Source organism: Micromonospora sp. NBC_01655 (genome assembly GCF_026339755.1).
In the GTDB taxonomy this organism is placed as follows: Bacteria; Actinomycetota; Actinomycetes; order Mycobacteriales; family Micromonosporaceae; genus Micromonospora.
In genome coordinates this window covers 3,989,061-4,009,255 of record NZ_JAPEQF010000001.1, presented here as the reverse complement: position 1 = coordinate 4,009,255, position 20,195 = coordinate 3,989,061, and the positions used below count along the sequence as shown (strand labels likewise).

The following is a 20,195-nucleotide window of genomic DNA, read 5'->3' as shown; positions in this document are numbered from 1 at the left end:
CACGGGCGACGACGAGCCGACGGTACGGATGACCGGCGAGCGGGGCGGACGGGAAGACGACTGATGGATCCACTGAGCACCCTGTGGGAGACCTTCTTCGACTGGGACTCCATGCGTGCGGCGCTGCCCGAGATGTTGACCGTCGGGCTGCCCAACACGCTGATCCTGGCGATCTCGGCCGCCCTGCTCGGCTCGCTGCTGGGCATGCTGCTGGCGGTCGCGGGCATCTCGCGTACCCGCTGGTTGCGCTGGCCGGCGCGGGTGTACACGGACGTCTTCCGCGGCCTGCCGGCGGCGGCGACGATCCTGCTCATCGGCGTCGGCCTCGCGCCGCTGGGCATGCAGGTGTGGGGGCCGAACCCGTACCCGCTGGGCATCCTGGCGCTGTCGCTGATCGCGGCGGCCTACATCGGGGAGATCTTCCGGGCCGGCATCCAGAGCGTGGAGGCCGCCCAACTGGAGGGGGCCCGGGCGCTGGGGTTCTCCTGGGGCGAGGCGATGCGGCTGGTGATCATCCCGCAGGGGGTCCGCCGGGTGCTGCCGGCCTGGGTGAACCAGCTCATCGCCCTGATCAAGGACTCCAGCCTGGTCTACTTCCTCGGCCTGGTGGCCAGCCAGCGGGAGCTGTTCCGGATCGGGCAGGACCACGCGGCGACCACCGGAAACGAATCGGCGCTGCTGCTGGCGGGCCTGTGCTACCTGACGCTGACCGTGCCGCTGACCCACGCGGTGAACTGGATCGACCGGCGGCTGCGGCAGGGCCGGCCGGCCACGGCGGCCGAGGACGACGACGCGCTGGCGCTCGCCGGGCAGAACGCGCTGCCCGGCGACGCCGCCGCCCGCGTGACGGAGAGGGATGAGCGATGAGCACCGCGACCGGCACGACGACCCCGGTGAGCCTGAGCGTGCGGGACGTTCACCTCGCCTTCGGCGCCAACCGGGTGCTGCGCGGCGCGAGCCTGGACGTCGGCCGGGGCGGCACGGCCTGCGTCATCGGGCCGTCCGGGTCGGGCAAGTCCACCCTGCTGCGCACGATCAACCGGCTCATCGAGCCGGACCGCGGGGACGTGCTGCTGGACGGGCGCAGCGTGCTGGGCGACGACCCGGACGCGCTGCGCCAGCGGGTCGGCATGGTGTTCCAGCAGTTCAACCTCTTCCCGCACATGACGGTGCTGCGCAACATCACCCTGGCGCTGCGCCGGCTCAAGCGGCTCGGCGAGGACGAGGCCGCGCAGGTGGCCCGCGCCGAGTTGGAACGGGTCGGGCTGGCCGGCCGGGCCGACGCCCGGCCGGCACACCTGTCGGGCGGGCAGCAGCAGCGGGTGGCGATCGCCCGGGCGCTGGCGTTGCAGCCGCAGGTGATGCTCTTCGACGAGGCGACCTCGGCCCTGGACCCGGAGCTGGTCAAGGGGGTGTTGGGCATCATGGCGGAGCTGTCGGCGGGCGGCATGACCATGGTGGTGGTGACCCACGAGATGGGCTTCGCCCGCGAGGTCGCCGACACCGTGGCGTTCATGGACGGCGGAGTGGTGCTGGAGGCCGGCGAGCCGGCGGCGATCTTCGAGCGTCCCGAGCACCCCCGGCTGCGCCGTTTCCTGTCCCAGGTGCTCTGAGCGGGCCGGCCCCGCTGGCGGCGCGGCTGACTGTTCCCTGACGAGGCAGGGTCCGAAAGTTTCGGTATCCGTCGGCCGTGCATGACCGCCAAATGTCGGACTAGAGCTTTCCGAAACTTCTCGATAACCTGTATCGAAATTCGCTGATGTCGTCGGCCGCGCGACGACTTCGATCCCTCGGAGGGCAGTCAGGCATGAGCAGCTCAGCACTCCACGACCGCGGAAACGCCAGGGTCCGAACGGGCCGACGCGCGGCGCTGGTCTCCGCCGCGGTCGGCACCGTGGCCGCCGGCATGGTGCTGGCGTTGGCCACCGCGGCCAGCGCCGGCACCACCCTCGCCACTGCAGCGGCCGAGAAGAGCCGCTACTTCGGCACGGCGGTGGCGGCGAACAAGCTGTCGGATTCCACGTACGTCGGGATCCTGAACCGCGAGTTCGACATGGTCACCCCCGAGAACGAGATGAAGTGGGACGCGACCGAGCCGTCCCAGGGCCAGTTCAACTACACCAACGCCGACCGCATCGTCGGCCACGCCCAGACCAACGGCATGCGGGTCCGGGGTCACGCGCTGGCCTGGCACTCCCAGCAGCCCGGCTGGGCGCAGAACCTCAGCGGCAGCGCGCTGCGCGCGGCGATGGTCAACCACGTCACCCAGGTCGCCACCCACTACCGGGGCAAGATCCACTCCTGGGACGTGGTCAACGAGGCCTTCGCCGACGGCGGCAGCGGCGCCCGGCGCGACTCGAACCTCCAGCGCACCGGCAACGACTGGATCGAGGTGGCGTTCCGCACCGCCCGCACCGCCGACCCCGGCGCGAAGCTCTGCTACAACGACTACAACACCGACGGGCAGAACGCGAAGTCCAACGCGGTGTACGCGATGGTCTCCGACTTCAAGGCCCGGGGCGTGCCGATCGACTGCGTCGGCTTCCAGTCGCACTTCAACAGCGCGTCGCCGGTGCCGGCGGACTACCAGGCGAACCTCCAGCGGTTCGCCAACCTCGGCCTCGACGTGCAGATCACCGAGCTGGACATCGAGGGCTCCGGCACCGCGCAGGCCAACTCGTTCGCCAGCGTCACCAAGGCCTGCCTGGCGGTGTCCCGCTGCACCGGCATCTCGGTGTGGGGCATCCGGGACACCGACTCCTGGCGGGCCAGCGGCACCCCGCTGCTGTTCGACGGCAACGGCAACAAGAAGGCCGCGTACACCGCGACGCTGGACGCGCTGAACGGCGGCACCACCCCGCCGACCAGCGCCCCGCCGACCACCGCTCCCCCGACCACCCCGCCGCCCGGCACCGGCTGCACGGCGTCGCTGTCCCTGCAGACCTGGACCGGGGGCTTCGTGGCGACGGTGCGGGTGACGGCCGGCTCGGCCGGCACCAACGGCTGGGCGGCCACCGTCACGCTGCCGGCGGGCACGGCGGTCACCAACGCGTGGAACGCGCAGAACAGCGGCAGCACCGGGACGGTCCGGTTCGGCAACGTCGCCTACAACGGCCAGCTCACCGCCGGGCAGTCGACCGAGTTCGGCTTCCAGGGCACCGGCACCCCGCCGTCGGATACCCCGTCCTGCACCGCGAGCTGATCCCGCGTCAGATCACGGCGACCCGGCGGCACCCGGCGACCCCGGTGCCGCCGGGTCGCCGTCCCGCGCGGTCGGCGCCCCCACCGGGTACGCGCGGGTCTCGGCGGCCTTGACCGCCGCCCACACCGCCCGGCCGGGAACCAGCCGCAGTTGCGCGGCGGCGGCCGGGGTGACGTCGGCGGCGACCGGCAGCGGCCCGTCGAGCTGGACGCGCAGATTGTCACCGTGCCGCTGCACCCCGGCGACGGTGGCCAGCCAGATGTTGCGGGGGCTGCCGTCGGGCCGGGCGGGGTGCAGCGCGACAGCAGCCGGCGGGAACGCCACGAACGCCTCGCCGGTCACGCTGTCGGCGGCGGTGAGGGTCAACCCGCCGACCCGGACCCGATGGCCGGCGGCGTGGCCCCGGTGCAGGTTCAGCCCCACCAGGCGGGCGACGTAGTCGGTGCGGGGGCGGGCGGTGACGGTGGCCGCGTCGCCGGTCTGGACGACCCGGCCGCCCTCCACGATGACCAGCCGGTCGGCGAGCACCAGCGCGTCGAGGGGGTCGTGGGTGACCAGCACGGTCGCGCCCGGGTGGGCGGCGAGGTGCCGGTGCAGCTCGGCGCGGGTGTCCAGGCGGGTACGGGCGTCGAGGGCGGCGAGCGGCTCGTCGAGCAGCAGCAGGGTGGGATCGACGGCGAGGGCGCGGGCCAGCGCGACCCGCTGCGCCTGCCCGCCGGAGAGCTGCCGGGGCCGGCTCCGGGCGTACCCGGCGAGGCCGACCCGGGCCAACCAGGCGTCGGCGACGGCCCGGGCGGCCCGCCGGTCGGCGCCGCGCCGGCGCGGGCCGAAGGCGACGTTGTCCCGGGCGCTCAGGTGCGGGAAGAGCAGGTAGTCCTGGAAGACGACGCCGACCGGTCGGCGCTCCGGCGGGGTCCACACCCGGCGGTCGGGGCGGTCGAGGTCGGCCCCGGCGAGGGTGAGATGGCCGGCGGCCAGCGGGTGCAGGCCGGCCAGGGCGCGCAGCGCGGTGGTCTTGCCGGCCCCGTTGGGGCCGAGCAGCGCCACCACCTCCCCGGCCCGCACCCGCAGGGCGACGTCGAGGTGGAAACCGCCCCGGTCGGCGACGAGGTGGGCGTCCAGCAGCGGATGGGGATTGCCGGGGGCGGTCACGGGCCGGCCGTCCACTTGTCGCGCAGCCCGGCGAGAATGGCCACGGAGACGGTGAGCAGGACGAGGCTGAGCACGATCGCGGCCTCCAGGTCGGTCTCCAGGGCCAGGTACACGGCCAGGGGCATGGTCTGGGTGCGGCCCGGGAAGTTGCCGGCGAAGGTGATGGTGGCGCCGAACTCGCCGAGGGCGCGGGCCCAGCACAGCACCGCCCCGGCGGCCACGCCGGGGGCGACCAGCGGCAGGGTGACGTGCGTGAAGGCGGTCCACCGGCCGGCGCCGAGGGTGGCCGCGGCCTCCTCGTACCGGGTGTCGGCGCCACGCAGCGCACCCTCGACGGCGATGACCAGGAACGGCATGGCCACGAACGCCTCGGCGAGCACCACCCCGGCGGTGGTGAACGGCAGGGTGATTCCGAAGGTGGCGTCGAGCCAGCCGCCGAGCAGGCCCCGCCGGCCGAAGACCAGCAGCAGGGCTACGCCGCCGACCACCGGCGGCAGCACCAGCGGCACGGTGACCAGCGCCCGGACCAACCGGCGGCCCGGGAACTCCACCCGGGCCAGCAGCCACGCCAGGGGTACCCCGAGGACGACGCAGACCAGCGTGGCGACGGTGGCGGTGAGCAGGGACAGCCGCAGCGCGGTGAGCACCCCCGGCGCGGCCAGCCGCTGCGGCAGGGTGGCCCACGGAGTGTGGGCGAGCAGCCCGGCCAGGGGCAGGACGAGGAAGATCAGCCCGAGCCCGGCCGGGACGAGCAGGGCGACGGGCATCCGCCGACCGGGGACGCGGCGGCGCGGCGGCGCCGGGTGCGGTCGTACCACCGGTGGTCAGGCCCGTGGGGGCTGGAACCCGGCGGCGCTCAGCGCGGCGCGGCCCCGGTCGGACCGCACGTACGCGACGAACTCCCGGGCGGCGGCCGGGTTGCCGGCCTGCCGGAGCACGACGATCGGGTAGTCGTTGACGGCCTCGGCGGACTCGGGGAACTCCACGGCGTCCACCTCGGACGCGGCGGCGGTGGCGTCGGTGCGGTAGACCAACGCCGCGTCGACCTCGCCGAGGCGCACCTTGGACAGCGCGCCCTTGACGTCCTGTTCGAGGGTGACCGGGGTGAGCGGCACGCCGGCGGCGTCGAGGGCGGTGCGGGCCGCCGCGCCGCAGGGCACCTGCGGGGCGCACAGCGCGACCTTCGTGCCGGAGCGGGCCAGGTCAGCGAGCCCGGACACGGACCTGGGGTTGCCCTTCGGCACGGCGATGACGAGCTGGTTGCGGGCGAAGGTGACCGGCGAGCCGTCGGCGTTGCCGGCGTCGGTGACCGCCCGCATGGTGGCCGGCGACGCGGCGGCGAACACGTCGGCGGGTGCGCCCTGGTTGACCTGGGTGGCCAGGGCGGAGCTGCCGGCGAAGCTGAAGGTGACGGTCGTGCCCGGGTGGGCGGTCTCGAACTCGGTGCCCAGCCGGGTGAACGACTCGGTCAGCGACGCCGCCGCGAAGACGGTCACCGGGCCGCGTACCCCGTCGCCGGCACCGCCCGCGGACGGGTCGAGCTCGTCGGCGCAGCCGGTGACGGCGAGGGCCAGGGCGACCGCCCCGGCCAGCGCGGCGCGGGTCCAACGGGTCCTGTGGTTCCAGCGTGCGGTCACGGGGCGGTCCTTCCTCGCGGGGGGCACGGGGCCGGCCGCTCCACCACGACCGTGGTCGACTTGATCACCGCGACGGCGACCGAGCCGACCTGGAGGCCCAGGCCGTCGACCGCCTCGCGGCTCATCAGCGACACGATCCGGAACGGCCCGGCCTGGATGTCGACCTGGGCCATCACGGCGTCCTTGACCACGGCGGTGACGATGCCGCGCAGCCGGTTGCGGGCCGACGACAGCTCGGCGTGCTCCTCGGGTGCGGCGGCTGCGGCGCGGACGAACGCGGCCAGGTCGGCGCCGTCGACCACCCGGTGGCCGTGCCCGTCGCGGGTGGCGGCGAGGCGGCCGGCGTCGACCCAGCGCCGCACCGTGTCGGTGCTGACGCCGAGCAGTTCGGCCGCCTCGCCGATCCGGAAAACCGTCACGGGGGCACTCTACCGATCGGCCGATGCGGCCCGTAAGGCAGCAATCGACTCGCATCCGCGACTGTGCCGGGGGGGTCCGGCTTGCAGTTGCGCGGCGCCGAGGTCGGGGCACCCGCGCCCGCCGTGCCGGACCGGTCCTGTCGGTGCCGTCGCCTACGCTCGACCGGTCGGCGAGAACCGGTCGGGGCGACGCCCTGCCCCGGTCCGGACGGAGGCGCCCGTGGCGAAGCTGTTGTACTCGGTCACCATGTCGCTGGACGGCTTCATCGCCGGCCCCGGCGGCGACATGTCCTGGCTGACCGCGCACCTGGGGCCGAACCCGGCCGTCGAGGCGCTGATCGCCGACATCGGCGCGCTGCTGGTCGGCAACCGCACCTTCGGCGGCGACGACCCGCACCGGGGCACCGAGCGGGAGGGCAAGGCGTTCGGCGGGGGCTGGAGCGGTCCGCAGTTCGTGCTCACCCACCGGCCCCCGGATCGGCCGGTGCCGGGGGTCACCTTCGTCGGCGACCTGGCCGGAGCCGTGGCCGCCGCGACCGCCGCCGCCGGCGACCGGTACGTCAACGTCCTCGGGGCGTCCGTCGCCCGGCAGTGCCTGGCGGCCGGGGCGCTCGACGAGATCCTGGTCTGCGTCGCGCCGGTGCTGCTCGGCGACGGCGTGCGCCTGTTCGACCACCCGGGCGGGGCGGACGTGCGCCTGGAACGGGTGCACGTCAGCGAGGCGCCACGGGCGACGAACATCCGCTACCGGGTGGCGCGCTGACCCGCCGGGGCGGGGGCGGGCGGGCGGAGCCACGATGGCTCCACCGCCGCGCGCGGTCCGGCGTGGCCGACGGCCCTCCCACCGGTGGCGGCGGAAGGGCCGTCGCGGCTCGGCGGCGTCACATGTAGAGGGTGTTCGGTTCCAGCCCGCACAGCACCCGGCCGTACAACTCGGTGTTGACGTCGGGGACGACGAGGCCGTGCAGGGCGGCCGAGGTCAGGTCCCGCACGATGCGCTGGATCGGCACGTCGTTGTAGATGGAGGTGCCACCGCTGGCCATCTGGAAGATCTCGGCGACCTCCCGGGCCAGCCGGGCCGCCTCGCCCTGGTCGGCGCGCACCCGGACCCGCTCCTCGATGGTCCACGCCTCGCCGCTGAACGCCTTGTGGTCGACGACCTCGGCGATGCGCCGGGCGTGGAACACCGCCTGGTCGATCTTGTGGGCCGCGGAGCCGACCCGCAGGTGGGTCAGCGGGGCCTCGGCCTGGCTCGGGTAGTCGGTGTAGATGATCTTCCGGTCGGGCAGCCGGTCGAAGAAGCTGTCCCAGGCCGCCTTGGCCAGACCGGCGAGCATGCCGACGCCGGAGACGGCGGCGACCAGGGTGGCCGGGGTGGAGTAGATCGGGATGTTCCGGTTGGTGACGGACAGCGTCCTCGGGCCGAGCGCGGCCTCCAGCGGGATCACCCGCTCGGCCGGGAGGAAGACGTCGGTGGCCACCGTGGTGATGCTGCCGGAGCCGCGCAGCCCGGTGGTGTGCCAGTCGTCGACCAACTCCATGTCCGACATCGGGACCATGGTCATGACCGGCTCCGGCTCGGCGCCGTCGCGCAGGATCACGGCCGCGGCCTCCATCCAGTGCGCGTGGTGCGCGCCGCTGACGAACGGCCAGCGGCCGTTGAGGAGGTAGCCGCCCTCGACCGGGACCATCGTGCCCTTGGGGGCGTTGGTGCCGCAGACCCGCACGTCCGGGGTCGCGAACACCTCGTCCTGCACCTCGTCCGGGAACATGCAGACCAGGTAGGTGGGGATCCAGTTGACCATGGCCACCCAGGCCGCGGAGCCGTCGATGCGGCCCAGCGCCGTGCCGACCTCGACCAGGGTGGCGCCGTCGCACTCGTAGCCGCCGTACCGCTTGGGCACCCGCATCCGGAAGATGCCCGCCTCGGCCATCGCCTCGACCGTCGCCTCGTGCAGGCGACGGTTCTCCTCCGACCACGCCACGTGCTCCCGAAGCACCGGCTCGGCTTTGGCGACGCGGCTGAGGATCTCCTCGCGCGTGGGGGTTTCGGTGACAGTCACCATTGCCTCCTTAAGGCTTTCCGGTCCGTGAACCGTGTGCACCCACCGTCGCACCGGCCACGGCGTCGGACTTCTTCTGTATTGCGCCGGTGCCGCGCAGCGGTCGATGACGGCCGACGGGTCCGGTCAGGACGGCAGCCGCATGGTCCGCAGGAACACGGGCAACAGCCAGGGCCGCCGCCCGCCGACGGACACCTTGCGGGCGAGCACCGCGCGCACCCGGTGCACCCGGCCGAACAGCATCAGCGTGAAGGTGGCCGGGTCGAAGGAGAGCCGGACGTCCGGGCGCGGCTCCGGCGTGCCCACCGTCACCCGCCCCTCAACCAGGGCCAGGGTGACCTCGGGGCCGAAACGGTGGCGGAAGTTCACCGAGATCCGCCCCGGGTGCGCCGGGCCGTCGCGGTCCAGCAGCCGGCCGTACCCGCGCCGGGTCATGCCGATCATGAACAGGTCGACGAAGAGCGCGGCATCGGCGGGGTCGATGACCCAGCGCCTCCCGACCGCCCGGGCGATGTCCCAGGAGTGGATGTTCAGCTCGTTGAGCAGGTGGGCCAGCAGCCCGGTGACCGGCAGCCGGGCGCCGCCCAGCCAGGACACCTCGTGCTCCGGCCCGGCGTCCCCGGCCGCCCGCAGCACCTCCTCCACGTCGGCGCGCAGCCGGTCGGCCAGCACCGGCAGCCGCCGCTCGGAGAAGTGCCGCAGCACCTCGGCGTTCATCACCGAGACGGTGTCGACGGTGGTGCGGCGGCGCAGGTCGAGCAGGCCGGGCACCGGCAGGTCGGGCGGGGTGCCCCGGACGAGGGCCAGGCCCATCGCGGCCACGCCGCACAGGTGGGCCATGGTGTCCGCCACCGTCCAGTGCGCGGTGGCGGCCCGGTCGGGCGGGGCGTCCTCGACGAGGTCGAGCAGCCGCCCCAGGACGACGGGCACGGAGGTTCGGACGCGGCGCCACTGGTTCGGGGTGACCGACATACGTCCACCTTGGACGATCAGGGGAGGTGGACACTTGTTCGAGGTTGCCGTCCTGCCCGCGCGAATTCGGCAATCCGGAAGAAGCCAACGGGCGGATCGGTCCCCACAATCCATCCATGACTGTCACCGGAAGAGGGCGCGCGATCCATGTCGCCGCGTACACCCACCCGCGGGCGCGCGGGCGGATCGTCCTGGGCGGCGTCGCGGCCGGGGTCCTGCTCGCGGTGCTGTGGTCGTACGAGTTCGTCGACCACGTGATCGGCGACAACGTCGCCAACACCCTGCTGGGCCACGACGCGAAGGCCACCGCCATCGGCGGCACCGTCGCCGGCCTGGTGTTCGCGTTCGTCTCCGGCCTGGCCGGCACCTTCACGGCGTGCAACATCGCGATGGCCGCCGCGGTCGGCCCGATGAGCCAGGCCGGCGGCGGGGCCACCCGGGCCGGGCTGCGCGGCCTGCTGCGGCCGGTCGGCTGGCTCACCGTCGGGATGGTGGCGGTCTCCGCGACGTACGGCTTCGTCGGCGTGCTGCTCGGCGACCGGCTCCCGCAACTGTCCACCGACACCGTGGGCGGGCTGCCGGTGCGCCTGGTCCAGTCGATGGTGGTCTTCGGCGTGATCGGGCTCGCCTTCGTCTACCTCGGGCTGGCCGCGCTCGGCACGCTGCCGGACCCGTTCGCGCACCGCCCGGTCGCCCGGGTCGTGGTGCTCGGCGCGTTGGTCGGCGGGTTCCTCATCGGCCGGCCGTACCCGCTGTTCAACAAGCTGTTCCACTGGGCGGTGGACACCGGCAACCCGCTCTACGGCGCGGGCGCGTTCGTGCTCCAGTCGCTGGGCAACATCGTCATCGTCGCCGCGCTGTTCGCGCTGATCATCGTGGCCACCCGGGGCCGGTTCATCCAGTGGCTGTCCGGCAGCCCCGCCCGCACCGCCGCGGTGACCGGGGCGCTGCTGATCGCGCTGGGCGTGTTCATGGTCGTCTACTGGGACGTGCGGCTGCCCGCGATGTTCGACTACGGCTGGTTCCCCACCATGCCGTACAACGCGCGGTAGCCCGGCGTCGTGCCGGCGGACACTTCCCTGCGCCCGCCGGCGCCCGCGCCGCTCAGGCGTACCCGTTGGCCATGATCCGCTGCGCGGTCTCCTCGTAGGCGACCGGATCCTCGGGCAACCGGGTGCCGAGCCCGTCGACGTACCGGTTGAACATGCAGAACGCGGCGGCGATCAACACCGTGTCGTGGATCTCCAGGTCGGTCGCGCCCTCGGCGCGGGCCGCGTCGACCAGTTCGGGGCTCACCTTCCGGCCGCTGGCCTGGACCGCGGCGGCGATCCGCAGCAGGCCGCGCACCTTCGCGGAGACCTCGGCCGTGTCCGGGTCGGCCCGGACCTGCCGCACCAGCGGCATGCCGCCGTCGAGCTGGGCGGCGGCGAACGCCGAGTGCGACGAGCAGCAGAAGTTGCAGTCGTTGAGCCCGGAGACGTACGCCGCGATCAGCTCCCGCTCCCCGGCCGTGAGGGTCGGGTGCGGCGCGTGCAGCAGCGCCTCGGCCAGGGCGTTGAGCGCGACGGCGGTCTCCGGCCGGTAGCGCATGAGCCCCGTGATCCCCGGGTACTCCGCCTCGTCCAGGCCCAGATCGATGTGTGCCACGTGACTCTCCTCGGCGTGACAGGCCGCGGCCGGCGGCTACGCGGTCCTGCTGCGGATGGTGCCGGCCGGGCGACCCGTACGCTTCTTCCAGCGTGCCCTCTCCCGCCCGGCGGCGCGGACCCCGATCTCTCCCAGCGTGCCGTCCCCGAGGCCGACACCTGGGTCGACACGGAGGGCGACGAGCAGGGCACGGAAGCGTATTGCCGCTGTGTACGGGGCGCTGCCACGATCGGCCCCATGGTCGACACAGTGGACATACGGCAGGGAGCCCGGGCACAGGCCGGGACCATGGTGGACCGACTCCGTCAGCTCGTGCACCAGGAGTCCCCGCCCGGGGTGGTGCGGCAGCTGCACGCCTGCGCCGACCTGTTGGAGAGCTGGATCAGCCCGGTGCTGGGCCGGCCCGCCGTGCGGGTGGTGCGCGACGGGCTGCCGCACCTGCTCTGGCCGGCCGACGACCAGCGGGTGCTGCTGCTCGGGCACTACGACACGGTGTGGCCGGCGGGGACCACGCGGGACTGGCCGTTCGCGCTCGCCGACGGCATCGCCACCGGCCCCGGGGTGTGCGACATGAAGTCCGGCATCGTGCAGTTGGTCACCGCCCTGTCGCTGCTGCCCGACACCTCCCGGGTGGGCGTGCTGCTGACCTGCGACGAGGAGAGCGGGTCGCCGACGTCCCGGCCGCTGATCGAACAGCAGGCCCGGCGGTCGCGGGCGGTGCTGGTGGGCGAGCCGTCCACGGAGACGGGCGCGCTCAAGGTCGCCCGCAAGGGCGGTTCGAGGTACGAGATCACCGTACGCGGCCGGGCCGCGCACGCGGGCGTGGAGCCGCACCGGGGGGTGAACGCGGCCGTGGAGCTGGCCCACCAGGTCCTGGCGGTACGGGCGTTCGCCACCGAGGGCACCAGCGTCACGCCGACCGTGCTCAGTGCGGGCACCATCAGCAACCAGGTGCCCGAGTCGGCGACGTTCTGCGTCGACGTGCGCGCCTGGACCCGGGAGGAGCTCGACCGGGTGGACCGGCTGATCCACGCGCTGACCCCCCGGCTGGCCGAGGCCGCGCTCGTGGTGGGCGGCGGGATCAACCGGTACCCGTTGCAGGAGGCGGTGGCGCTGCCGCTGCTGCGGATCGCCCAGCGGGCGGGCCGGATGCTGGGCCTGCCGCCGCTGGAGGCCGCGCACGCCGCCGGGGCGTCCGACGCGAACTTCACCGGGTCGCTGGGGGTGGCCACCCTGGACGGCCTGGGCGGGGTGGGCGGGGGGTCGCACGCCCGCAGCGAGTGGGTGGACGTCACCCAGTTGTCCGACCGCGCCGCCCTGCTCGCCGCGACGGTCGCCGGCGTGCTCACCCAGCCGCGCCGGGACCCCGTCGCCGCGGGCCGGGGCGTTCCCGCGCGCCTCTGACGCGCGTCGCTGCTCCCGACTGGCCGATACACCGTCCATAATGGTGCGTCTAGTCGGCGCGCCGCCCGGTCCCCGCGCCGCTGCCCATCCGCCGGCGGGTCCACGTTCGTGGCCGCCGGCGCAGCGAGCGGGAGGACGACCGCCCCATGACCCTCACCACGCGCCAGCCCACGTCGCCGCCACGCTTCGGCGTGGAGGAGGAGTTCCTGGTCGTCGACGCCGCCACCCGGGCCCCGGCACCCCGGGCCGCCGAGGTCGTCGGGGCGGCGTCCGCGCTGCTCGGGGAGCGGGTCTCCGGGGAGATCACCACCCTGCAACTGGAGACCCGCACCGACGCCTGCGGCACGATCGGCGAGCTGGCCGCCCAGCTCGCCGAGGCCCGCAAGGTCGTCGCCGACTGCGCGCGGTCGGCCGGGCTGCGGGTGGTGGCCACCGGCACGGCCCCCGTCGCCGGGGTGGTGCCGCCGCCGATGACCGTCGGCCCGCGCCAGAGCAGGGGCACCGAGACGTACCGGGGCCTGCACGACGAGCTGGCACTGTGCGCGCTGCACGTGCACGTGGAGATGCCGAGCCGGCAGCAGGCGGTGCTGGTCGGCAACCACCTGCGGCCGTACCTGCCGCTGCTGCTCACCCTCACGGCGAACTCGCCGTACTGGGACAACCGCGACTCCGGGTACGCGAGCTGGCGCACCACCGTCTGGGGGCGGTGGCCGGTGGCCGGCCCGCCGCCGGTGTTCGACTCGGCGGAGCACTACGACGAGGTGGTGCAGCGGCTGCTGGACACCGGCGCCCTCGTCGACCGGGCCACCATCTTCTGGGACCTCCGCCCCTCGGAGCGGCACCCGACCCTGGAGGTCCGGGTCGCCGACTCCGCCGTCACCGCCGAGGAGTCGGCGCGGTACGCGGCGCTGGTGCGGGCGCTGGTGGTGCACCTGTCAGCGGCGGTGGACGCCGGCGAGCCGGCGCCGGACGTCGCCGGCGAACTGCTGCGGGTGGCCTACTGGCGGGCGGCGCGCGACGGCCTGGACGGCGCGGGCCTGGACCCGCGCACGGGCCGGCTGCGGCCCGCGGCGGCGCTGGCCCGCGACCTGCTGGACATGGTGGAGCCGGTGCTGCGCGCCCACGGCGAGCACGACCTCGTCGCGGGGTGGCTGGAGCGGCTGGGAGCCGAGGGCACCGGGGCGCGGCGCCAGCGGTCGGTCGCCCGCCGGGGCGGGACGCTCGCCGACGTCGTCGACCACCTCGCGGAGCAGACGGCGGGCTGACCCGGCCGGCCGATCTGGGCAATTCCGCGCAACCAGCGGCGGGCGGCGTGGGTGATGCTGGAGAAGCCCCCGACCTGCCGATGGAGGCTCTCCGTGAACCAGATCGCGACCACCCCGTTCCACCTGGACCGGCTGGAACCCACGCTGATGAACCGCACCGCCCGGGCGTTCGCCGACCGGATGTCGGCCCGCCGGTCGGTGCGGCAGTTCTCGGCCGAACCGGTGCCGCTGGACGTCGTCGAGGAGGCCGTGCGGGCCGCCGCGACCGCGCCCAGCGGCGCCAACCTGCAACCCTGGCGCTTCGTGGTGGTCACCGACGCCGAGCGCAGGCGCCGGCTGCGGGAGGCCGCCGAGGCCGAGGAGATCGAGTTCTACAGCCGGCGCGCCTCGGACGAGTGGCTGGAGGCGGTCGCCCCGATGGGCACCGACTGGCAGAAGCCGTTCCTGGAGACCGCCCCCGTGGTCATCGTCGTGTTCGAGGTCCACCAGGGCCCGCACACCCCGAAGCCCTACTACGTCAAGGAGTCCGTCGGCATCGCCGTCGGCGTGCTGATCACCGCCCTGCACCTGTCCGGGCTGGCCACGCTCACCCACACCCCCAGCCCGATGCGGTTCCTCAACGAGATCTGCGAGCGCCCGGCCGAGGAGCGCGCCTGTGTGGTGATGCCGGTCGGCTACCCGGCCGAGGGGGTCACCGTCCCGGAGCTGACCCGCAAGCCGCTGTCGGAGGTCATGGTCCGCCGGTAGGCGTCACCGTCCCAGGTCCGCGGTGAAGAAGTCGAGCAGGGGCTGCACGTGCCGGTCCGGCCGGCGCCACTCGGCCAGCAGGTCCTCCAGCAGGTGCAGCTCCTCGACCAGTTCCCCGCCCCGGTACCGGCGCACCACCGGGTGGATGAAGGCGCTCTCGGCGGCCCGGTCCGGCTGCGGGTGCCGCTCGATGGCGAACACGTCGGCGTACGCGTCGCGACCCCAGCGCAGCGAGAACGTGTAGTAGTGGCTCTCGCCGCCGAACCGTTGCACCGCGTGGTCCTCGGGCAGGTCCTGGTAGTGGCGGACCCCGCCGGCACCGGGGTCGACGACGAGGACGTCGCAGAGGAACTCGAACTGGGTCCACAGCGCCGAGCTCCAGTTGACCCGGTCCAGCACCACCCCGGTGAGCGCCTCGGCGTCCGCCTCCACCTTCTCGTGCAACAGCGGCGCGCCCTCGTACCGCTCGCGCAGCAGGGCGGTGAGCGTGCGCAGGTTGTAGCGGAACCCGTCGATGAAGGCCGACGACGCCTTCTTGAAGTCGCGGTCCTGGGCGAGGGTGCCGGCGAAGTAGAGCCCGTCGACGTCGACCGACTGCCAGTCGTGCCGGGTAACGGGCAGCCGCCCGCTGGGCACCATGGCGGGGCGGCAGTTCTCGGCGAAGACCGAGGTGTCCATGGCGAAGCCGGTGCAGCGCAGCACGGTCTCGTACTCCATGACGGCCGTCTCGCCGTCGGCGTGGGTGTAGGTGAGGTGCACCTCGTACCGGTCGCCGACCGGGCGGATCTCGTCGATGACGCAGTCGAGCACCGAGTGCAGGGTCTTGAACTGGTAGCTGTCCATGACCGCGCCGTGGTGGCCCCGCACGTCGCCGGGGTGCTTGGTGTTCCAGGCCAGCCGCATGGGGCGCGGGCTGGCCAGGTGGACCATGGCGGCGTGCCCGAGGATCGCCGAGGCGGTCTCGAAGGCGGAGTTGCCCTTGCCGAGGATGAGCACCCGCTGGCCGGCGTAGTCGGCCGGGTCGGTGCTCATGTCCTCGTAGCCGACGGCGTGCTCGATGCCCCGCACGTCGGGGACGTTCGGGGGACCCCAGCCGGCGGCAACCACGACACAGTCGGCGTGCAGCAGCCGGTCGCCGGCGTGCACGAGGAAGCCGTCTTCGGTCTTCTCGACCCGTTCGACCGTGGTGTCGTAGCGGATGGCCAGCCGGTGGTGCCGGGCGAAGTCGCCGAGGTAGCGGACCAGGTCGTCGGCGGAGGGGAAGTACTCGCGGCTGTAGTCGGAGAACGGCAGGTCGGCCGGCTCGTGCAGCAGCGAGTTCCAGTCCCACCGCAGCCGGATCTCCGGGTCGGTGCTCGTCGTGTGCACCTTGTTCAGGGAGATCAGCCGGCGGTGCCGGGGAAACCGGCGGAAGAACTCGCCGGGGCTGGTCGCGCGTTCCAGCGTCAGGTAGTCGCTGCCGGCCTGCTGGAGGTAGTAGCTCAGCTGCAGGCCGGCCGGACCTGCGCCGATGATCAGGTAACGGTGGTGCTCGATGCCTTGTGGCAGTTCGGTCATGGGTGCTCCCGCGTCGAGTACCCAAGACCATTGATGATAAATGCACTTAAGTCAATACATATCCGGGTTGAAGCGCGGAGCCGAAGGGCCGAGGCGCGACGCCCGGGCGGCGGTCCCACCCGGCGGCCGACCGCCCCCGCGGGACGGACCCGGGGGCGGACGGCCGGCGCGGGCGGCGACTCAGGCGGGCTGGGTGGCCGGCTCGCGGTGGCCGCTGACCTTCGCGGCCGGCATCGGGCCGCCGCGGGCGGTGCCGGTCATCTCGTCGCCGTCGACCGTCACGTCGAAGACCAGGTCCATCCGCATCGGCCTCTTGATGGACTGGTACCACGACAACCGGTTGCCCTCCAGCTGGAGGTCGTTCAGGGTGAGCGTCTCCTTCTCACCACGGGAGATGCCCTGCAGGACACCGTCCTTGCTGAACAGCTCCAGCTCGGTGCGGCGGACGCCGAACGGGGTGGCCACGGCCACCTTCCAGAATCCCTCGACAGACACGGCGGCTTCCTCTCTTCCCGGGTCCCGGGCGGGGGTGATCCCTGAGCGGCGCGCCCGGGCGGCGCCTCGGGCAGCGCCGTCACCCACGCTAGCCATCGCGCGGTCGGCAGATAGTCGCCATATTGCCGTCTTCGACCCGCCGGCCGGACACAGCGGGTCAACACGGCGAGATTGACCTAAATGGATTCGATGCGTCAAATCGTCCGCTAAACGTGAACTAAACCGTCGCCATGCTGCGAAAACCTCGGGAGCAATGTGAAAGAAGCGCAGTCCGGGGCCACCGTCGCACGATGAACCTGGGCCGGATCCGACCGCCCTAATCCGCTTTCCCCGCCCGTCGCAGGAGGAAACCAGGCACGCCAGGAATCACATTCGCCACGTCGGCGAAACGGCCGGACAACCACTCACCGCCGGCCCGGCCCGACGCGCCGGCGAAACTCGCCCCATCAGGCGACACTCCCCCATCCCTTACCGCGCACCGCCCACGGCACCGCCCGTGGAACACCGCCGCGGTGCCGCCGTCTGCCCTGTTCACGCCATCGGCTTTGGCAGAAGCCGATGGCTCCGTCGTAAGGAGACCTTACCGTGCTGGGTCAACGCGCACGCTCGCTCAGTCCCGGAATAGTCGCGATTCTACTCGCGGCCTCGCTGTTTTTCATCATCGACAGCCGCGTGTCCGTCGCCGGTGCCGAGCAGGCCGCCACACGATACCGCTTCACCGAGCAGCCCATCGCCTATCCGGACGGCTACGACCAGCTACCCAAGAGAACGATCCGGGACGTCAACCCGTCGTACTACAAGATCCGGGCCTGGATCTCGTCCGTCGGCGCGAGCATCGCGCTCAACGACCTCACCGACCACGGCCGGGCCAACAGCCTGTGCTTCGTGGACGTGCGCACCAACCACGTGGTGGTCACCTACGCGCCCACGGCGCCGAAGGAGGACCAGTTCGCGCCGTTCACCCTCGACGCGGCGCCGCTGCCGATCGACGACACCATGGCGCCGATGGCCTGCGTCCCGGGCGACTACAACCTCGACGGCCGGATGGACCTGATGGTCACCTACTGGGGCCGGGTGCCGATCCTGTTCCTGCGTAAGGCCGACGCCACGACGGTGTCCAACGCCACGTACCAGCGCCAGGAGCTGCTGCCGCAGAGCTCGCCGGACGGCCGTTACCACGGGCCCAAGTGGCACACCAACGCCTCCCTGGTCAGTGACCTCGACGGCGACGGCAAGCCGGACGTGGTCATCGGCAACTACTTCCCCGAGTCCGACGTGCTCAACACCCGGGGCCAGGACAACGTCGAGATGAACGACACCCTGTCCAGCGCCACCAACGGCGGCGGCCTGCACGTGCTGCGTTGGCACTCGGCGACCAGCGGCGACAACCCGTCGGTGAACTTCGTGGCCGAGCGCGGGGCGGTCCCGTTCAAGAAGTCCACCGGCTGGACGCTGGGCCTGGGGGCGGCCGACCTGACCGGGCGGGGGTTGCCGGACGTCTACGTCGCCAACGACTTCGGCCACAACCACCTGCTGCACAACATCTCCGCCCCCGGCCGGATCAAGTTCAAGGCGGCGATCGGGGAGCGCACCCCCACCACGCCCAAGTCGTTCGTGCTCGGCAACGGCTCGTTCAAGGGCATGGGCATCGACTTCGGCGACCTGGACCGCAACGGCAACTTCGACATGATGGTCTCCAACATCACCACGGCCTGGGGCCTGGAGGAGAGCAACTTCGTCTGGATCAACAAAGCCCGCGACGAGCGCGACATGCTCGCCAAGCTGGGCAAGGGCGTCGCACCGTTCACCCAGGAGGCCCGGCCGCTGGGCATGGCCTGGAGCGGCTGGGGCTGGGACGTCAAGTTCGGCGACTTCCTCAACAGCGGCGACCTGGAGGTCGTCCAGTCGCTCGGCTTCGTCAAGGGCAAGATCGACCGGTGGCCGTGGCTGCAGGAGATGGCCATGATGAACGACGACCTGCTGTCCAACCCGGCCATGTGGCCGAACCTGCAGCCCGGTGACGACATCGCCGGCAGCCAGCCGCTGGCGTTCTTCGCCCGCACGGCCAGCGGCGAGTTCGCCAACATCACCAAGGAGATCGGCCTGGACGTGCCGATCCCCACCCGCGGCGTCGCCACCGCGGACACCCGGGGCACCGGGGCGCTGGACCTCGCGGTCGCCCGGCAGTGGGGCCCGCCGGCGTTCTACACCAACGACGCGCCCAGCAAGGGCAACTTCCTGAACCTGCGGCTGTACCGGCCGGCGGTCGGCGCCCCGGCGGGCCAGATGCTCTGCACCCCGGCGTACGGCGCCACCGTCACGGTGACCACGCCGGACGGCCGCAAGCAGATCTCCCAGCTCGACGGCGGCAGCGGACACGCCGGCAAGCGGAGCTTCGAGGTCCACTTCGGCCTCGGGGACAGCAGCGGCCCGGTCACCGTCGACCTGCGCTGGCGCGACCTCAACGGCCAGCAGCACAGCACCAGCCAGCAGCTCACCGCCGGCACGCACACCCTCGTGCTGACCGACCGCGTCGAGGAGGTTCCGAACCGATGACCACGATCGCCCCGCCCCCCAGCATCAACACCGCGCCCGCGGCCCCCGTCGTCCCCGCGCCGGCCAAGCCGGAGCCGGACCGCCGCTACCTGGCCCTGCGCAACTTCGCCCTCTCCATCAGCGTCTTCAACATCTTCGGCTACACCCTGCTCGGCTTCGAGCAGCCGTGGCTGTGGCCCATCTTCGCGGTGCTCACCGGTTACGCCGCCGAGATCTCCTTCGAGCTGATCCGGGCCTGGGCCAAGAAGGAGGCCCCGCGGTTCCTCGGCGGCGGCGGCCGCCGGGTGTACGAGTTCCTGCTGCCCTCGCACATCACCGCGCTGGCCTGCAACATGCTCCTGTACGCCAACGACATGTTCCTGCCGATCGCGTTCGCCGTGATCGTCGGCGTCACCGGCAAGTACGTCCTGCAGGCCCCGGTCTACGGCCGGATGCGGCACTACATGAACCCGTCGAACTTCGGCATCACCATGGCGCTGGTCTGCTTCGGCTCCTGGATCTCCATCGCCCCGCCGTACGAGTTCACGGAGAACGCCAACACCTACTTCCGGGTGATGATCCCGATCATCATCGTCACCGCCGGCACCGTGATCAACGCGCTGCTGACCCGCAAGGTGCCGCTGATCGTGGGCTGGCTCGGCGGCTTCGCCATCCAGGCGTTCATCCGGCACTGGATCTGGGACGTCGCGCTGTTCTCCGCGCTCGGCGTGATGACCGGTGTGGCGTTCGTGCTGTTCACCAACTACATGATCACCGACCCGGGGACCACCCCGGCCAAGCCGATGAACCAGTTCATGTTCGGCTCCTCGGTGGCCATGGTCTACGGCGTGCTGATGCTGTTCAACGTCGTCTACACCCTCTTCTTCGCGGTGGTCGTGGTCTGCGGCATCCGCGGACTGGGCTGGTGGGTGGCGCACCTGCGCAAGAAGTCCCGGGAGCGGGCCGCGGCGCCCGCCCGGCTCACCCTCGGCACCCCCAGGAGCATCGCGTGAACCGGTGGGACGGTACGCGCCGCGCGAGCGGGCGCGCCGCGCCGGCCAACCACGTCGACCCCGTCCGGGCGGTCGACGGACGAAGCG

General features: G+C 72.8%; 19 protein-coding genes. 10 read left to right on the top strand and 9 right to left on the bottom strand.

Going from position 1 to position 20,195, the window contains the following annotated elements:
- Nucleotides 1-63 precede the first annotated feature (63 nt).
- The 3 genes from OOK41_RS18395 to OOK41_RS18385 all read left to right on the top strand — a co-directional run bounded on the left by OOK41_RS18395 (nt 64) and on the right by OOK41_RS18385 (nt 3,202).
- A complete protein-coding gene (locus OOK41_RS18395) occupies nt 64-867 on the top strand; it encodes an amino acid ABC transporter permease (RefSeq protein WP_266266073.1) in 804 nt (267 codons plus the stop codon).
- Nucleotides 864-1,613, top strand: a complete 750-nt coding sequence (locus tag OOK41_RS18390; RefSeq protein WP_266266072.1) for an amino acid ABC transporter ATP-binding protein — start codon at nt 864-866, stop codon at nt 1,611-1,613. The genes OOK41_RS18395 and OOK41_RS18390 overlap by 4 nt, the downstream gene beginning before the upstream one ends.
- Nucleotides 1,614-1,807: 194 nt before the next feature.
- Nucleotides 1,808-3,202, top strand: a complete 1,395-nt coding sequence (locus OOK41_RS18385) for an endo-1,4-beta-xylanase (protein WP_266266071.1) — start codon at nt 1,808-1,810, stop codon at nt 3,200-3,202.
- Between the two features lie 12 nt (nt 3,203-3,214).
- On the opposite strand, the gene OOK41_RS18380 is transcribed toward OOK41_RS18385, so the two are convergent.
- Genes OOK41_RS18380 through OOK41_RS18365 form a run of 4 tightly spaced genes read right to left on the bottom strand, consistent with a single transcriptional unit; the run spans nt 3,215 to nt 6,410 of the window.
- Nucleotides 3,215-4,354 carry an ABC transporter ATP-binding protein gene (locus OOK41_RS18380; protein WP_266266070.1) on the bottom strand — a complete coding sequence of 380 codons (1,140 nt, stop codon included), beginning with the start codon at nt 4,352-4,354 and terminating at the stop codon, nt 3,215-3,217.
- Entirely contained in the window at nt 4,351-5,121 is a 771-nt protein-coding gene (locus tag OOK41_RS18375) for an ABC transporter permease (protein WP_117672693.1), read from the bottom strand. The genes OOK41_RS18380 and OOK41_RS18375 overlap by 4 nt, the downstream gene beginning before the upstream one ends.
- Nucleotides 5,122-5,178: 57 nt before the next feature.
- On the bottom strand, nt 5,179-5,991 hold the full coding sequence (gene modA, locus OOK41_RS18370; protein WP_266266069.1) for a molybdate ABC transporter substrate-binding protein: 813 nt from the start codon (nt 5,989-5,991) through the stop codon (nt 5,179-5,181).
- Nucleotides 5,988-6,410 carry a molybdopterin-binding protein gene (locus OOK41_RS18365; protein ID WP_266266068.1) on the bottom strand — a complete coding sequence of 141 codons (423 nt, stop codon included), beginning with the start codon at nt 6,408-6,410 and terminating at the stop codon, nt 5,988-5,990. Before OOK41_RS18365 ends, modA begins: the two co-directional genes overlap by 4 nt.
- Before the next feature lie 220 nt (nt 6,411-6,630).
- Here OOK41_RS18365 and OOK41_RS18360 point away from each other — a divergent pair, with 220 nt between their 5' ends.
- Nucleotides 6,631-7,173, top strand: a complete 543-nt coding sequence (locus OOK41_RS18360) for a dihydrofolate reductase family protein (RefSeq protein ID WP_117672727.1) — start codon at nt 6,631-6,633, stop codon at nt 7,171-7,173.
- 118 nt (nt 7,174-7,291) lie between these two features.
- On the opposite strand, the gene OOK41_RS18355 is transcribed toward OOK41_RS18360, so the two are convergent.
- On the bottom strand, nt 7,292-8,476 hold the full coding sequence (locus tag OOK41_RS18355; RefSeq protein ID WP_207892909.1) for an acyl-CoA dehydrogenase family protein: 1,185 nt from the start codon (nt 8,474-8,476) through the stop codon (nt 7,292-7,294).
- 123 nt (nt 8,477-8,599) lie between these two features.
- On the bottom strand, nt 8,600-9,445 hold the full coding sequence (locus tag OOK41_RS18350; RefSeq protein ID WP_117672687.1) for a maleylpyruvate isomerase family mycothiol-dependent enzyme: 846 nt from the start codon (nt 9,443-9,445) through the stop codon (nt 8,600-8,602).
- Between the two features lie 116 nt (nt 9,446-9,561).
- On the opposite strand from OOK41_RS18350, the gene OOK41_RS18345 reads away from it, so the two are divergent.
- On the top strand, nt 9,562-10,497 hold the full coding sequence (locus tag OOK41_RS18345; RefSeq protein WP_117672685.1) for a hypothetical protein: 936 nt from the start codon (nt 9,562-9,564) through the stop codon (nt 10,495-10,497).
- A 52-nt stretch (nt 10,498-10,549) separates the two neighbouring features.
- Here the strand turns inward: OOK41_RS18345 and OOK41_RS18340 are convergent, their stop codons facing one another.
- Nucleotides 10,550-11,092 carry a carboxymuconolactone decarboxylase family protein gene (locus OOK41_RS18340; protein WP_117672683.1) on the bottom strand — a complete coding sequence of 181 codons (543 nt, stop codon included), beginning with the start codon at nt 11,090-11,092 and terminating at the stop codon, nt 10,550-10,552.
- Nucleotides 11,093-11,329: 237 nt separating this feature from the next.
- Here OOK41_RS18340 and OOK41_RS18335 point away from each other — a divergent pair, with 237 nt between their 5' ends.
- From OOK41_RS18335 to OOK41_RS18325, 3 genes are all read left to right on the top strand, one after another.
- Nucleotides 11,330-12,496, top strand: coding sequence for a M20/M25/M40 family metallo-hydrolase (locus OOK41_RS18335; protein WP_266266067.1), 1,167 nt, complete (start codon nt 11,330-11,332; stop codon nt 12,494-12,496).
- 146 nt (nt 12,497-12,642) lie between these two features.
- Entirely contained in the window at nt 12,643-13,761 is a 1,119-nt protein-coding gene (locus tag OOK41_RS18330; protein WP_266266066.1) for a glutamate--cysteine ligase, read from the top strand.
- Nucleotides 13,762-13,908: 147 nt separating this feature from the next.
- The gene (locus tag OOK41_RS18325; RefSeq protein WP_207892913.1) at nt 13,909-14,508 is read left to right on the top strand and encodes a nitroreductase family protein; all 600 of its coding nucleotides are present in this window, start codon (nt 13,909-13,911) and stop codon (nt 14,506-14,508) included.
- Nucleotides 14,509-14,511: 3 nt separating this feature from the next.
- On the opposite strand, the gene OOK41_RS18320 is transcribed toward OOK41_RS18325, so the two are convergent.
- Both OOK41_RS18320 and OOK41_RS18315 read right to left on the bottom strand, forming a co-directional pair.
- Complete coding sequence (locus tag OOK41_RS18320; RefSeq protein ID WP_117672677.1) at nt 14,512-16,065, bottom strand: NAD(P)-binding domain-containing protein; 1,554 nt, start codon at nt 16,063-16,065, stop codon at nt 14,512-14,514.
- 180 nt (nt 16,066-16,245) lie between these two features.
- Nucleotides 16,246-16,560 carry a hypothetical protein gene (locus OOK41_RS18315; protein ID WP_117672676.1) on the bottom strand — a complete coding sequence of 105 codons (315 nt, stop codon included), beginning with the start codon at nt 16,558-16,560 and terminating at the stop codon, nt 16,246-16,248.
- Between the two features lie 585 nt (nt 16,561-17,145).
- Here OOK41_RS18315 and OOK41_RS18310 point away from each other — a divergent pair.
- Nucleotides 17,146-19,116 (top strand): CRTAC1 family protein, encoded by a 1,971-nt coding sequence (locus tag OOK41_RS18310; protein ID WP_266266065.1) that lies wholly within the window; start codon nt 17,146-17,148, stop codon nt 19,114-19,116.
- Nucleotides 19,113-20,108, top strand: coding sequence for an enediyne biosynthesis protein (locus OOK41_RS18305; protein ID WP_117672672.1), 996 nt, complete (start codon nt 19,113-19,115; stop codon nt 20,106-20,108). Before OOK41_RS18310 ends, OOK41_RS18305 begins: the two co-directional genes overlap by 4 nt.
- Nucleotides 20,109-20,195: the final 87 nt, after the last annotated feature.